Below are 14,914 nucleotides of genomic sequence, written 5' to 3' on the forward strand. Positions count from 1 at the left end.
GGGGCTTTTTGGCCTTTGATCAATACCTTTCCTAGGCCGTTGCTGAACCTACGGTCATAGCCGTCAGCATAGCCTATGGCGATGGTAGCGATTTTTCCGTCCTGCGTCATGGTCCCTTTTCGGCTGTAGCCTACAGACTCTCCCTTTGCCAGTTGCTTGATCTGGGAAATGGTTGTTTTTAGGATACTTACCGGTTGTAGGGCTTCCTCATGAAGGCTGTTCACTTCTACTCCATACAGGCCAATTCCCAATCTTACCATGTCCATTTGGTGCTCAGGGTATCGGATGATGCCGGCCGAATTCAAGGCGTGCATCAGGGGGGTGTAATGAAGGATGGATTTTATTTTGCTTCCCATTGACTGAAACTTTGCCAGTTGTTGTAGGGAGAAATCCTTGTGCATTGCCTCATCCGCACCGGCCAAATGGGTGTAAAGGCTGGCTATTTCCAATTCGGGATATTCCTTGATCAATTTTTGGAGCTGCTCGAGATCCTCCTCCTCAAATCCCAAACGGCGCATTCCCGTGTCAAGATCCATATGTATCCGGATCAATGCTTGGTTTGCCCGGCAAAATTCACCTAGCTGGCGGAAAAAGGAGAGGCTGTATACGACCGGCTCAAGTTGGTACTTGATGAGGTTGCTGAAGGATTCTGGGGCCGGGTTGAGGACCATGATGGGCAGCTCGATTTTATCCTGCCTTAGGGATACCCCTTCGTCCGTATAGGCCACAGCCAGATAATCTGCCTTCAATTGCTCTAGGTGGTGGGCAATTTCCGTGGCTCCTCCTCCATAGGCAAAGGCCTTGACCATCACCATGATCTTTGTTTCCGGCTTCAGTTGTTTTTTATAAAAAGTGAAATTTCTCCTTAGGGCATTGAGGTTGATTTCCAGCACTGTCCCGTGCAGCCTTTCCTGTAAGGCATTCACCACATTCTCAAATTGGAAAGTCCGGGCTCCCTTGATCAAAATCAGATCGTTGTGGAGGTTTATCCCGGCCAAAGAGGAGAGAAGATGTGGAGTGTCGCGGAAAAAGATAACCTCGCAGGGAGGAGTTTTTTCAAGCCGTCTGATGTCTGTTCCTACTGCAATTAAGAGGTCCAACTGATAGTGCTGAAGGAGGTCATGGACTTTTTGGTAAACCTTTTCTTTTTCTCCGGCCTGAAGTAGGTCAGAAAGGATAAGTACTTTTCGGTTTTTGGGCCTTTGGCTTTGTAAAAATTCCAAGGCAATGTCCAGCCCTGCCAGGTCATTGTTGTAGGTGTCATCGATCAGCAGGCATTGATGGATGCCTGATTTTAAGGTCAGCCGCATTTCTACGGTATTTAGCTGGGGCAGGGTTTGCTGGATTTCCCGCTCGCTCAGCCCGAGTGTGATGCTGGCAATGATGGTATGTCTGAGGTTTTCTAATGAAGCTTCATCAGTAAATTTGGTATGGAAGGTGTAAAGCCCCATGTCCGGCTTGATCAGGGTCAACTTACTGCCGTTGCTCTCTTTTTTCACAGAAAGGGTATAATCGGCCCCTGTTTGTTGGGACCATGAAATCAATCGGTCAGATGGAAACCGTTGGATCAGGTAATCGTGAATCAGTTGGTGATCTTTTCTATAAATAAGATATTGGACATCCTGAAAAAGCAGGGCTTTTTCGTGAAGTTTCTCTTCCTGGTTCTTAAATCCTTCAGCATGTGCCGTACCAATATTGGTAAAGATCCCAATATTGGGTTTGATCATCATCTCCAGTTTTGCCATTTCTCCGGGTCTGGAAATACCTGCTTCCAGAATGGCCACCTTATGGTGCTTCTCAATCCCAAAGATGGAAAGCGGAACCCCTGTTTGACTGTTATAACTCTTGGGGCTCTTGGCAATGTCAAACTTTTTCACTAGGAATTGCCCTAGCCACTCTTTGATGATGGTCTTTCCATTGCTGCCCGTGATCCCGATTACAGGGCCCTGAAAAGCATTCCTGTTCCATTTTGCCAATGCTTGTAGCGCCACCAATGCATCAGGGACTTTAATGACATTGGTGTTCTTTAAACTGCTTAAATCAATGTCTTTTTCAATGATAAAATGGCTTACACCTTGCATGGCAGCTGTCTCAAGAAAGTCGTGACCGTCCACTTTAAAGCCTCGAAGCGCAATAAAAAGCGTCTGGCCGGCATTGATGACCTTTCTGGTGTCTGTCGAAACAAAGTTGACGATTTCAGTGCTCTCTTCTTGGAGGATTTTTCCTTTTACGATGAGGGCAAGCTCTTTTACTGTAATGGGGTGGATCATTGTTTTTTATTTGCCGGAAACAGAGGACAAAGTTAATAGAGTTTTGCTCCATTTGGAACCGGAAGGTCGGCAGTGGCGAGTGCCACATGGCCGTTTTCATCGGGAAAACCGGTCACCAGCACTTCCGACATGATGTTGGCGATTTGTTTGGGAGGAAAATTGCAAATACATATGACCTGCTTGCCCAATAATTTTTCAGGTTCATAATTGTCGGTTAGTTGGGCAGAAGTTTTTTTGATGCCCAGGCCTCCCAAATCCACTTGCAATTTGTAGGCGGGTTTAAGGGCTTCTTTAAAAATCTCCGCAGCTATGATAGTGCCTACTCTTATTTCAACCTTTTGAAAATCAGAAAACTGAATGGTTTGCATATTATTTATTAATTTGTATATTTGGAAACTTTGAATGTGTGAAGGATAAACAAGGAAAATTAAAATTATATTTTATAATGCTTCAAATCGGCCAAATCCTGCCTTATTACAGTAAAGCACTCCTTATGGGGCTTGCAATTGGCACGTTTTGGTATGTTGATGCGGATGCGCAGGAAGTTAGGGATTGCGATAACCGCAACGGGCAGCGGGAAAAGAGTATTCTTAATGCTCCCGTGGAGGATGCGGAAGAGCCTATGATCGATGGGTATCGACCAGAGAAAATGTCGCCAAACCATTCCAGCAAAACGGTGAAAGAGGTAAAGGAAAATCCTGTATATAAGGCTTCTGGCGAAAAAGAAGAGAAAAAAGAAGAAATGTCCACTCTATCCTTTAACTTGTTTTTATACATCGTGGATCGATTTAAGGAAGATTAAGCAAAGAACCCAATATATTTTACAATTAACAATAACCCAAACGAGGAGGCTTTTAAGCCTCCTTCTTTTATTTTGATATTAGACTGTAAGAACGAATTCCTTAAGCTCGTTCAGTTTGATTTTGCCTTCATAATAGGCCTTTCCAAAAACCACCCCTCGCAGTCCCATGTCCCTAAGCTTTCTGAAGTCATCTACGTTTCTTATTCCGCCACTGGCTACCAGGTGTAGATTGGGGAATTTGTCGATGATTTCTTTGTAAAGCTTAAAATTAGGGCCTTTCATGGCTCCCTCGCGGGTAGTGTCGGAACATTTGAGGTATTTCAGGCCTCTGTCATAGAAATGCTGTATCTGGTCAAAAATATGGATGTCTGTATTTTTTTGCCAGCCTCTTATTTTGATTTTATGATCCACAGGATCAGTATCAGCCGCCATGTTTATTTTCTCACGTCCATAAGAAATCAGCCATTGATGAAATTTTTCAGGTGATTTGACTGCAACGGTCCCCGCGGTGATGGTTTTTGCGCCATGTTCAAATACCTTAATCACCGCACCGTCAGTGGCCACACCGCCTGTAAAGTCCACCTTGAGCGTGGTGTAGGCTGCAATGGTGCTTAGGATATGGTAATTTTTTGGCTCTCCTCTCCTGGCACCATCCAAATCGACTAAATGCAGCCATTCAATGCCGCAGTCTTCAAATTCCTGTGCAATTTCCAAAGGGTTGTCAGAGATGATTTGCTCTGTTTTAAAATCCCCTCTTACCAGACGGACACACTTTCCGTTTATCAGCCATATGGATGGTATGATGTCAAACATTTGGGTTTCTATTAAGTTGAGGATGGCTTCTCGTTTTTCTTCTGATCCTAAGATGTTTCAGAATACAATGTCTTTACTTGTATTTACTAATATAACATATCAAACAGGGATTTAATAGTTTTATTCTGTAAAATATGTTTAACTGTCTATTAGATAGTGGTTTATTGGCTTAGGATGGCGACGCTTCCGTTTGCACCAGAAGCCCAGATAGCTTCTTCGTTTTTGGACAGTTTGACAGCATGCAGGCCCAATTCTGAGAATTTTGACCAGTTTATACCCGCATCTTTGGAAACATCGCTGCCATTTGGCCCTACAGCTATGATCCAGCCATATTTTGGGTAATATACGACTCCAGAACGATAGCCTGAGGGATTTTTGCCATTGGGCTTTTCCCAGGTGAGTCCCCCGTCAATAGAGAGTACAATATTGTTCTCCTGTTGCTCTGGATTTTTATAATCCCCACCCACTGCAACAAGGTTTTTCTTATTGATGGCCCCCAATGAAAAAATCCCTTGCGAAGGTTCTCCTTGTATGATCGGTGTTGGAATGGTGTCCCAGTCAGCTCCCTGGTTATTGGAGTAATAGACATTGCTTTTGGTTCCCCCGGAGGCAATCCAGACGCGCTGGTCTTTTGCCAAGATTCCTGAGCCGCTTGCGGCAAAACTAGCCTCACCAGCAGAAGCTTTCGGAGCAGTGGCAAGCAAGTCCCATGTCTCGCCGCCATTTAAGGTGTTCAAAATCATCCATTTTCCGTTCACGGGGTCTCCATAGGCATAGCCATTGCGCTCGTCTACGAAAGCTAAACCGTCCAGAAAGGCCTCAGGAGGGCCTTCATATTTCTTTTTCCAGGTTTTGCCCGAATCGGTGGTTTTATAGATGACAGCCGGTTGTCCTGCCGATACCGCAATTGCTGTACTTGCACTAAAGGCTTCAATATCCCTGAAATCTACCGTGTCCAGTCCGTCAATGATCCCGTGTTCCCAGCTGGCTCCTCCGTCCACTGTGAGCATCCATTGGCCATTGCTTCCTGTTGCCCAGGCAATATCTTTTGTCAAAGGAGATAAGCCCCTTAATGAACTTTTGGTGGGAGTTTTTAGTACCTTCCATCCCAGCGATGCTTTGACATCATCTGCTTTAGGGGAATTGCAGGAAGTGAATGAACTTGAAACTACGCTTACCAAAAAGAGGAGTAGAATTAAATGTCTCATCTTAGTTTAAAAGCCTTAATTTTTATAAAACAGGATAATTTTTTAACCTGTTTTAGCCTAGAATAGTTTCTTAAAAAGCAGCAGATTACCACTATTTTTCGGTTATGTTTTTAATGCTCACATAGGGCTGTTTTAATCAATGCTTGATTCTCGAAGGTACATGGCTGTGTAGTTTGTCTCTACTTCCCTCAAAGCCTCCGGAGTCCCTTCAAATATGACTTTTCCCCCGCGTTCTCCTCCTTCAGGGCCAAGATCGATAACCCAATCGGCAGATTTGATGACTTCCGTATTGTGCTCAATGATGATGACAGAGTGCCCTTCCTCAATTAGCGCATTGATGGAATGAAGCAGTTTCTTGATGTCGTGAAAGTGGAGGCCTGTAGTGGGTTCATCAAAGATGAAGAGAATCTGATCCTTGTTTTTGCTGTTTCCTTTGCCTAAAAAAGAGGCCAGTTTGACCCTCTGGGCCTCACCCCCACTTAAGGTATTGGAAGATTGGCCAAGGCCGATATAGCCCAATCCCACCTCCTGCAGGGGCTGCAGCCGGTGGATAACAGCGTTTTTTCCCTGGAAAAACTCCATGGCCTCGTCTATGCTCATGTCCAATACTTCAGCAATGTTTTTCCCTTTGTAAGTAACGTCCAGGATTTCATTTTTGAAGCGTTTTCCTTTACAGGATTCACAGGTTAGGAAAATATCAGCCATGAACTGCATTTCGATTTTTTGGGTGCCTTCTCCCTGACAGGCTTCACATCGCCCTCCGTCCACATTGAAACTAAAGAAGGCCGGTTTGTAGCCTCTTTGCTTGGAAAGGGTTTGCTCTGCAAATAAACTTCGGATTGCATCGTAAGCTTTTACGTAGGTCACCGGGTTCGAACGAGAGGATTTTCCTATGGGGTTTTGATCGACAAATTCTACTTGGGAGATGGATTTATAATCGCCTTCGATTTTATCAAATTTACCCGATTCATCGATGACGGTCCCCAGCATTTTACCCAAGGCTGGATAGAGGACTTTTTTGATCAAAGTGGATTTTCCTGAACCACTGACACCGGTGATGACGGTCAGTGTGTTTAGCGGAATCTGTACACTGACATTTTTTAGGTTGTTTTCACGGGCACCTTTAATGGTGATTTTATCTTTCCATTTCCTGTTGCCGTTTTTGACGTTGATTTTTTCTTCTCCTTTTAGGTATTTGGCCGTATAGGTTTCGCCGTGTGAAAGGAGGTCATCCAGTCCGCCTTGGAAGACCAGCTCCCCTCCATGTATACCTGCCTCAGGGCCTATGTCGATGATTTCATCTGCGGCTTTCATGATTTTTTCCTCATGTTCGACCACAATCACTGTGTTGCCAAGGTCCCGCAGGGATTTGAGTACCGAAATAAGGCGGTCAGTATCCCTGGGGTGCAGGCCTATACTGGGCTCATCAAGTATATACATGGAGCCTACCAAGGCACTGCCTAGGGAGGTGGCCAGTTTGATTCTCTGATATTCTCCCCCAGACAGGGTAGAGGTCAGCCGGTTTAAGGTGAGGTAACCCAAGCCTACCTTGTCAATGTATTCGAGACGATTGAGAATTTCTTTCAATAGCCTGTTGGCGGTTTTTTCTTCAGAAGGGCTGAGTTGCAAATGCTCGAAGAAGTCCAACGCCCGCTCAATAGGCATGAGGACAATGTCCGTAATGGAGTGTCCATTGACTTTTACATAGGAGGCATCTTTTCTGAGTCTTGTGCCTTTACAATCAGGGCAGGTGGTTCTGCCTCTGAATCGGGAAAGCATCACCCTGTATTGTATTTTATGTGTTTTTGTCTGAAGGTGGTCAAAAAACTCATTGAGTCCTTTAAAATGACTGTTGCCCGTCCATAATAGCTCTTTATGGGTCTGGTCCAAATCTTCATATGGCCGATGAATGGGGAAGTCAAAATGGATTCCGTTTTTAATAAGCGGAGCCGCCCACTTTTTGGTGGTTTCGCCTCTCCAAGGGGCGATTGCTCCTTCATAAATGGAAAGTGATTTGTCGGGAATGACCAGGTCAGGGTCTATCCCTAAAACAGAACCGAAGCCTTCGCATGTCTTACAGGCCCCATAGGGATTATTAAAGCTAAAAAAATTAACTGAAGGAAGTTCGAATGTCATGTCGTCCAATTCGAATCTGTCGCTGAAGTGCTTGTCGGTCTTGCCGGGAATGACAATGAAGCATTCTCCATGTCCTTCATAAAAAGCGGTCTGCACACTGTCAGCGATCCGGAATTGATTGTCTTCGTCATCTTTTTGGATAACTGCCCTGTCGATCAAGATTTCAATTGAACCCTTTGGGATTTTTTTGTCCGATAAGAGGTCTTCTACAAAATGGGCCTCTCCTTCTATCAAAACCCTTGTGAAGCCTTTTTGAAGTAATACCTCAAGCTCTTTAAGGACATCTCTGCCTTCGGTAATTTGTAAAGGGCAGCTGATCATTACCTTGTCTCCCTCTTCAAAGGTGTGGATATAATCCACCACGTCGGTGACTGTATGGTGCTTTACTTCCTCACCGCTTACAGGGGAGATCGTCCTTCCGATGCGACTGAAAAGCAGTTTTAGGTAATCATAAATTTCTGTAGTGGTGCCCACCGTGGACCTGGGGTTTTTGGTGGTGACTTTTTGCTGAATGGCGATGGCAGGTGAGACGCCCCTGATATATTCCACGTCCGGTTTTTCCATTCTTCCTAGGAATTGTCGGGCGTAAGAGCTTAGACTTTCCACATACATTCTTTGGCCTTCCGCAAACAAGGTGTCAAAGGCCAGCGAGGACTTTCCGGAGCCGGATAGCCCTGTCACCACCACCAGTTTGTTTCTGGGAATGGCCACGCTCAGGTTCTTCAGGTTGTTTACCCGTGCGTTTTTGATGATAATGTATTCTTTAGGGTCTAATTCTTCTAAGGAAGTCGTGTTCAAGGCAGTCGTCTCATTCATAGCTTACAAAGATACCAAGTGAACTTTTGAAATGGTAATTTGTTTAAAGCTGAATTGTGTCTAAAAGTTCCGCAATGCCCCAAAATGCTTATTTGGCCAAGAGGCGTGCTTTGACTTTGAGCTTTTTGATGATTTTGTCCTGGTAAACAATATTGTCCACCGGGAAAAGCTGGTAATCATCCAGTTCCTCTACGGCCATGATTTCAAAGCGCATGTTCAAGGAGTCCGCATAAGCTGCTATTCTAGCCTCAGCATCTCCCAGGGCATGTTGAAAGCCGCGGTTTTGAAGGGTTTTGTTTTGATCTCTAGGAAGATGAAACCCATTACTGTGGATGGATACCGGGATGTTACTTTTGTTTAGAACTTCGCTGATCAATGTTTTGTCAGATTCTTTTCCCAGTACTATCTGATAATTGATACCGTACTTGAAATCATTATCCTGGCTTTTATCATTGTACATGCCTTCTTTGTAGAAGCTTTCATTCTGTTTTTTTACCTGGAAGTTTTTTAGTTCTTCACTGTTCATTAAAGTTTCAAGCCTTTCTTTGTCAACCACGCTTCCATTGAAACTTACGGTCATGCTTGGCTTAAGGAAGGAGTCCAGCATAAGTTCGTCCATGCCGATTACCTCAATGGTTTTTACGGTATTCGAAGAATGTTGTGAGCAGGAGATAATGCATGTGCACAGCAGCGAGTAGAGGATAAGGTTGAGGAGGAAAGTTTTCATAGTCGGTGAAGGGGTGTTGAAAAGTTCTACAGTTTTTGGAATCAAGTAACAATAAGTGAGCCATTTAAAACTGGAAAAAAAGAAAAATGGTGTGTTTTTCAATAAAGGGAGGGAGGTTCAAGAAAGATTGAAAAGAATGACGGTTTTTTGGAATAGAAATTGGGGTTTTATACGGTTATTTTGAGAAAAATTAAAAAAGATGAATATTCTGATTTTTTAATAAAAAATAGATGAATGTTTCGAACGTATGCCCTAATATGCTTTTGGTGGATTAAAAAAATCAGTTAATTCGTTGCTTTGTGTATTCCTAATATATACATTTGGAATTAACATTGTTTGTTTCACCCTAAAGTTTGCAATATGGAATAAACCTCTACGTTATTTAAACGTCAGAATTTATGAGTAAAAGGTTAGGACCTAAAGACAGTGAGCTTATTGCTCAATACAGAAACGGAAGCGAAGCGGCTTTTGAAGTGTTGGTAGACAAGTATAAGTCCCGTGTATATACGACGATTTATATGATAGTGAAAGATCAGGGAGTAGCGGAAGATCTCTTACAGGATGTATTTGTGAAAGTCATCCAAACCCTAAGTTCAGACAGGTATAACGAAGAGGGGAAATTTCAGCCATGGTTAATGCGCATCGCCCATAACCTGGCCATTGATCATTTCAGAAAGATGAAAAGGTATCCGTCTATTGTAATGGAGGACGGATCAAATCTCTTCAATACCTTGAAATTTGCTGATGATAATGTGGAGGACCGAAAGGTCAAAGACGAAACATATGCATTGGTCAGAGATCTGATCAACGAACTGCCCGAATCCCAAAAACAAGTGCTGATCATGCGTCATTATATGGATTTGAGTTTTCAAGAGATCGCTGACCAGACAGGTGTGAGTATCAACACCGCTTTAGGAAGAATGCGGTATGCATTGATTAATATGCGTAAGAAACTGAAACAAATAAATGTAGCCTATGACAAAATATTTTACCCTAAATGAGCAACTGATAAGGTACATCTATCAGGATATGAGTGAAGCAGAAAGCGAGGACTTTGAGAGGGTGTTACACAGGGATGGAGATTTGATGCAGGATTATTTGGACTTTTTAAGCACCATAGATCAGCTCAAAGATGCGGTTTTGGAGCCCTCAGAGAAGGTCGTCAAGGCCATCAAAAGCAAAGCAAAGTTCTCCGGACTTGAAAAAGTCTAAGTAAAACAGTTTAAACAGTTATTGTGATGCCCTTCGACCGGATTCCGGTCGAAGGGCTTTTTATTGGACTGGGCCTATATTTCTCCTATCTTTGAAGCCGGATTATGTAATAGGATTCGTCGTGAGGACTGATTTTAAAGCAGTTTCAGGCCGTAATAGATTTTCTATTGTATATTTCGGGTTGAGGACCTTAAGGAAGTAGAGTATGTTAAAGAAAGAGCGGTATAAAGCATTTGTTGACCATTTTTCCACCCATATGCCTGTGGCCGAGACAGAGCTGAATTATGAAAATCCCTTTCAGCTATTGATTGCCGTGGTGCTTAGTGCACAGTGTACAGACAAGAGAATAAATATCGTGACACCGGCGATTTTCAGGGATTTTCCAACACCAGCCCATCTGGCTGCCTCCAATTTTGACGAGCTTTTTCCTTATATCAAATCAGTTTCTTATCCCAACAATAAAACCAAGCACCTTTTAGGTTTGGGCAAGATGTTGGTGGATGAGTTTGATAGTGAAATCCCCTCCACTGTAAAGGAATTGATCAAGCTGCCTGGGGTAGGGAGAAAGACCGCCAACGTAATCACCTCAGTGGTTTGGAACCAGCCCAATATGGCCGTAGATACCCATGTTTTTAGGGTTTCCAAAAGGCTGGGATTGGTCCCTCAAAATGCCAAGACTCCTTTGGAAGTAGAAAAGCAGCTTATCAAACATATTCCAAAGGAGCATGTCCACATTGCTCATCATTGGTTGATTTTGCATGGGCGCTACGTTTGCCTGGCAAGAAGCCCCAAGTGCAATGAGTGCCAAATAAGCCATTTCTGCAGGTATTTTGAAAAGAACCAGGAAAAAATTCTGGCTGAAAAAGAACTGCTTGCAGGTAACAAAAAGTGATTTATGTGTGGCGTGAACCTGATCCTGAACTTCCCGAATGGAGGTGCCCGTGCGATTGAAAAACTGATGCAGGGCACCCAACACAGAGGACCGGACCACTCCGCATGGTTAGAATTGTCTACTGGTATTTTCTTGGCCGGCAACCGGCTGAAAACCTCGGATCTAGGTGACTGGCCCAACCTGCCTGTCGTCATCGAAGAAGATTGTTTTTTGGCATGGAACGGCGCCTTGTATAATGCGGATGAGTTAAGGAACCAGCTTTTGTCCGAAGGGCTGAGGTTTGAAAGCCGATCGGATACGGAAGTATTGGGAAAGTGGCTTAAAGCAAGGGGGAGAGATGGCATACAGGGAATACAGGGAATGTATGCCCTACTATTTGTAAACGGAGCAAAAGAGGAAATCCTCGTAGCCAGGGACCCATACGGAAAGAAGCCGCTTTATTTCTTCAACCATAATGAAAGCTGGATTTTTTCCTCCGAAGCTAGTGCAATGGTAAATTCCGGCTTGGTGGAAAATAAAATCGACAGCCACCAGTTTTTGCCCTACTATTTCTCGAGGCACTCTTTTCCTGAACATTCTTTTTTTAAAGGGATCAAACAGCTCCTGCCAGGTCAAATTCTGGAACTGGACTGGAATGGGAAGTTGCTGAATGAAACAAAGGCAAGTCATGAAACTGTCGCGTCCAAAGCGTGCAGCAAAGCGCGTTTCAATAGCCTATTGACAGATGCCGTTTTGAGGCATTTCCATGCAGATGTCCCTGTAGGAGTTTTGCTAAGTGGAGGGGCGGACAGTAGTTTACTTTTACATACCTGGGTGAAGGAGACCGGTGTGCCACTTCATACTTTTACCGTTACCTACGAAGGTAAGGGCTTAGGCGAGTTCCAAGATTCCCAGTATGCAAGGGCTTTGGCCAGTCAGTATAACTGTGCCCATCATGAAATCCAGCTAAGCCCGGGGCTTGTACTCGAAAACTGGGCTGAATATATCCGTACATTGGATCAGCCGGTCGGGGACAGTGCCGGTTTTATCAGTTGGATGATAGCTAAGGAAGCCAAAAAACATGTAAAAATCCTCATTAGTGGAGCTGGAGCTGATGAATTGTTTGGTGGATATAACCGCCATGAGGCTTTTAGGTTTTATTTGAAGCACAAAGCGGGCCTTACCAAATGGGGGGTCTTGGTAAGTAAAATGCCAACTATGGGAAGAGGGATCAATAAGTTTCTGGAAGCCATAGAAAATTCCGAAGAAGCCACATTTCTAAATTTCAGCTCTTTACAGGCCGTGCCTTCAGCGGTCCAAGGTAAGTTTTTAGCCTATTACCCAAAAGAAAAGGGGGCATTTAAATCGGCTTTGGCATGGGATAGGGATTATTATTTGATCAATGATATCCTCAAGATCCATGATAATGCACTGATGGTCCATGGTGTGGAAGGAAGGGCGCCCTATTTGGATAAAGCCCTTGTGGAATTAAGTAACTCCATGAGCGAAGAGCAGCACCTGGCACTGAGTTCGAAACAGTGGATACGGGAATTATTGAATGAGGCTGGCTTGTCTAAATATGCCAAAAGGAAAAAGTTGGGCTTTGGCCTGCCCTTGAAGTCATGGCTTACTCATGAGGAGAATTTCAGGAATGTTATTTGTGAAGTAATTAGGGATTTTGAAAAGGAGTGGACGGATCAACTGCCTCAGGAAATGCGTGATTTAGCCATCGCACCGGAGGCAAATTTGAAAAAAAGCTTTCTACAGGTCTGGAACCTGTTTGTGTTGGCCAGTTGGTGTAAAAAGAATCGGAGATGAGGATAGTTTATGTGCATCAATATTTTCTTACCCCTGAAGAAGGCGGGGCAGTGCGTTCCTATCATTTAGCAAAAGGGATGGTGGATGCAGGGATAGATGTAGAAGTCATTACTGCGCATAATAAGCTAGAATATGATTTTAAAATCATCTCAGGAGTCAAAGTTCATTACCTGCCGGTAGCATATGACAATAAGTTTGGATTCATCAAACGTGTTTACGCTTTCATTGATTTTGTTCGCCAAGCAAAGCGTTTACTGCAAAAGATCCACAGGCCGGATCTTTTGTATATCACTTCTACACCTTTGACGACTGGCCTGATTGGTTTATGGGCAAAAAGGAAAATGGCTTTGCCCTATATTTTTGAAGTGAGGGATCTGTGGCCGGAAGCACCTGTACAGGTGGGGGCCATTCGACATTCCATGCTGAAAAAGGCGCTGTATAAGATGGAAAAAAGGATCTATCAGCATGCACTGAAAGTGGTGGCCCTTTCACCAGGAATCAGGAACTATATTTATGAAAAAGTCCCGGAAGCGCATATCAGCCTTATCCCAAATTTTTCTGATGTTGATTTTTTTAAACCGGTCCAAACGAAAGATAAGACCTATCTGGAGACCTTGGGATGGAAGGAAGATCGATTGACCCTTGCTTATGCCGGAGCCATAGGGGATGTCAATGCTCTTGAAGATCTTTTGGAACTGGCAAAAGCCGCCCAAGATAGCGGAAAAGATTGGCAGTTTGGCATTATGGGAAAAGGAAGGAAATTAGCGGCCCTTAAACAGAAAGCAGGAGCACTTAAGCTCAAAAACCTGGCTTTTTTGCCTTTTGGCGATAAAGACGCAGTAAGAAAATTGCTGAGTGTTTCCGATGTGGCGGTCATTTCTTTTGATCAGTTGCCGGTTTTACGGACCAATAGCCCCAACAAGTTTTTTGATGCCTTGGCCATGGGCAAGGCCATTTTGATCAATCATAGAGGCTGGATACATGATTTGGTGATGAGGAATGGATTAGGACTGTATTACGATATCAAAAAGCCCATTTCAACTGTAGGGGAATTAGAAAAACTGGATGAGAATCCGGGAATGTTAAAAGCAATGGGGAAAAGGGCGAGGAACTTGGCTGAAATGCATTTTACCAAAGAAATGGCTTTAGCGCGCTTATTGTATACGCTGGATCCAAAGAAGTATCCCAGACCGGCTATTGACGAGGTTTATATGCTGATTGCATAAAAATCTTTCGGGCATCTTTTTCTGCCATCATTTCAGTCAGGCTGATGCTATTTTTCTCAGCGAAGGCATCCACAATGTTCCAGCCCACCCAACGGCCCACTCTTCCCGGTGCGTCAGGACTGATCGCGTCTGTAAAGGGGGCTTCCCCAGTGTATTTTCTTATTTCAAATGGGTTGGTTTCATATATCGCTTCATTTTCTATCAAATGCGTCCAGATAAAGCTTTCATTGGCATAGCATGCGGCCAGTTCATCCTGATGATAACCAATGATCAGTTCTTCTTTAGTACAGGGCAACATGGCCTTGGTAAAATGGTAAGCTTTGCCATAAAACACCATTTCTGCCAATAGGGTATTGTCCCGCAAATCGGTTTGGTTGTATTTAGAGGATATGGCGGTGATGATCATAGGAACCAGGTGTTCTTCATTGTATCTTTTGGCGATATAATCCGGGATTTCCGGCGGCTGAAAGCGGTGATCATTCGGTAAGAAATAGTCCAGGCTTATGATGATCATGTTTTCATCCAGGTACAGGTCCGAGGTGAATCCACTTACAAAAGTATATACTGCAGGAATGTTGAAGTCCGGGTAATAATATTTGATATGTTTAAAGGCGCTTTCCAGCTCAAGCTCAATTTTCCCAATATCGCTGAAATAGGAACTGGCCTCCTGATAAAGCTCTTGCATTAAAGTGTCCTGCTTGACTTGAAAAAGGGATTCTGCCAAGGCCTCCCGGCTGGGGTACAGTTCTTCCTGAAGGTATTTTTGGGTAAACTGAGGATGGTTTTCAATAAAGAGGGCAATATCTTCCTTGCTGCTCGCCTCGAATAACAAGGGTTCCAGTCTTTCGATCTCTAGATTTACGGGGACATTGATGATCTCCTCACTGGGGACGCAGCTGCTGTTTTCTTTTTTGCATGCACACAAAAAAGGAAAAAAAAGAAGCATTATGCCGAGTTTAATTCTCATGAAGTAACTTTGTCGGACGGTTGGTGATAAGTTTGTTCTACTTTTACT

General features: G+C 43.8%; 13 protein-coding genes. 6 read left to right on the forward strand and 7 right to left on the reverse strand.

The features are described 5' to 3' along the window. Nucleotides 1-2,270 (reverse strand): bifunctional UDP-N-acetylmuramoyl-tripeptide:D-alanyl-D-alanine ligase/alanine racemase (locus tag ACYVAA_RS13980; RefSeq protein WP_460542735.1); only part of this gene is annotated, 2,270 nt, incomplete at its 3' end. A gap of 32 nt (nucleotides 2,271-2,302) precedes the next feature. Further along, the gene (locus ACYVAA_RS13985; protein ID WP_460542737.1) at nucleotides 2,303-2,638 is read right to left on the reverse strand and encodes a tRNA-binding protein; all 336 of its coding nucleotides are present in this window, start codon (nucleotides 2,636-2,638) and stop codon (nucleotides 2,303-2,305) included. A gap of 125 nt (nucleotides 2,639-2,763) precedes the next feature. On the opposite strand from ACYVAA_RS13985, the gene ACYVAA_RS13990 reads away from it, so the two are divergent. Then, on the forward strand, nucleotides 2,764-3,072 hold the full coding sequence (locus ACYVAA_RS13990) for a hypothetical protein (protein ID WP_460542739.1): 309 nt from the start codon (nucleotides 2,764-2,766) through the stop codon (nucleotides 3,070-3,072). A gap of 78 nt (nucleotides 3,073-3,150) precedes the next feature. On the opposite strand, the gene ACYVAA_RS13995 is transcribed toward ACYVAA_RS13990, so the two are convergent. From ACYVAA_RS13995 to ACYVAA_RS14010, 4 genes are all read right to left on the reverse strand, one after another. Beyond that, entirely contained in the window at nucleotides 3,151-3,885 is a 735-nt protein-coding gene (locus tag ACYVAA_RS13995; protein WP_460542741.1) for a 1-(5-phosphoribosyl)-5-[(5-phosphoribosylamino)methylideneamino]imidazole-4-carboxamide isomerase, read from the reverse strand. Between the two features lie 161 nt (nucleotides 3,886-4,046). Then, nucleotides 4,047-5,093: a WD40/YVTN/BNR-like repeat-containing protein gene (locus ACYVAA_RS14000; RefSeq protein ID WP_460542743.1), complete on the reverse strand. Its 1,047-nt coding sequence runs from the start codon at nucleotides 5,091-5,093 to the stop codon at nucleotides 4,047-4,049. Between the two features lie 132 nt (nucleotides 5,094-5,225). Next, entirely contained in the window at nucleotides 5,226-8,045 is a 2,820-nt protein-coding gene (gene uvrA, locus ACYVAA_RS14005) for an excinuclease ABC subunit UvrA (protein ID WP_460542745.1), read from the reverse strand. 88 nt (nucleotides 8,046-8,133) lie between these two features. After that, nucleotides 8,134-8,772: a hypothetical protein gene (locus ACYVAA_RS14010; protein WP_460542747.1), complete on the reverse strand. Its 639-nt coding sequence runs from the start codon at nucleotides 8,770-8,772 to the stop codon at nucleotides 8,134-8,136. A 398-nt stretch (nucleotides 8,773-9,170) separates the two neighbouring features. Here ACYVAA_RS14010 and ACYVAA_RS14015 point away from each other — a divergent pair, with 398 nt between their 5' ends. The 5 genes from ACYVAA_RS14015 (at nucleotide 9,171) to ACYVAA_RS14035 (ending at nucleotide 13,899) form a co-directional block, all read left to right on the forward strand. After that, on the forward strand, nucleotides 9,171-9,773 hold the full coding sequence (locus ACYVAA_RS14015; protein ID WP_460542749.1) for an RNA polymerase sigma factor: 603 nt from the start codon (nucleotides 9,171-9,173) through the stop codon (nucleotides 9,771-9,773). Further along, nucleotides 9,748-9,984 carry a hypothetical protein gene (locus ACYVAA_RS14020; RefSeq protein ID WP_460542751.1) on the forward strand — a complete coding sequence of 79 codons (237 nt, stop codon included), beginning with the start codon at nucleotides 9,748-9,750 and terminating at the stop codon, nucleotides 9,982-9,984. Before ACYVAA_RS14015 ends, ACYVAA_RS14020 begins: the two co-directional genes overlap by 26 nt. A gap of 205 nt (nucleotides 9,985-10,189) precedes the next feature. After that, on the forward strand, nucleotides 10,190-10,876 hold the full coding sequence (nth, locus tag ACYVAA_RS14025; protein WP_460542753.1) for an endonuclease III domain-containing protein: 687 nt from the start codon (nucleotides 10,190-10,192) through the stop codon (nucleotides 10,874-10,876). Between the two features lie 12 nt (nucleotides 10,877-10,888). Further along, nucleotides 10,889-12,673, forward strand: a complete 1,785-nt coding sequence (asnB, locus tag ACYVAA_RS14030; RefSeq protein ID WP_460542755.1) for an asparagine synthase (glutamine-hydrolyzing) — start codon at nucleotides 10,889-10,891, stop codon at nucleotides 12,671-12,673. After that, complete coding sequence (locus tag ACYVAA_RS14035) at nucleotides 12,670-13,899, forward strand: glycosyltransferase family 4 protein (protein WP_460542757.1); 1,230 nt, start codon at nucleotides 12,670-12,672, stop codon at nucleotides 13,897-13,899. Before asnB ends, ACYVAA_RS14035 begins: the two co-directional genes overlap by 4 nt. On the opposite strand, the gene gldB is transcribed toward ACYVAA_RS14035, so the two are convergent. After that, the gene (gene gldB, locus ACYVAA_RS14040; protein ID WP_460542759.1) at nucleotides 13,868-14,866 is read right to left on the reverse strand and encodes a gliding motility lipoprotein GldB; all 999 of its coding nucleotides are present in this window, start codon (nucleotides 14,864-14,866) and stop codon (nucleotides 13,868-13,870) included. The two genes, ACYVAA_RS14035 and gldB, sit on opposite strands and share 32 nt — an antisense overlap. Nucleotides 14,867-14,914 lie beyond the last annotated feature (48 nt).

This window comes from Echinicola sediminis (assembly GCF_054777495.1).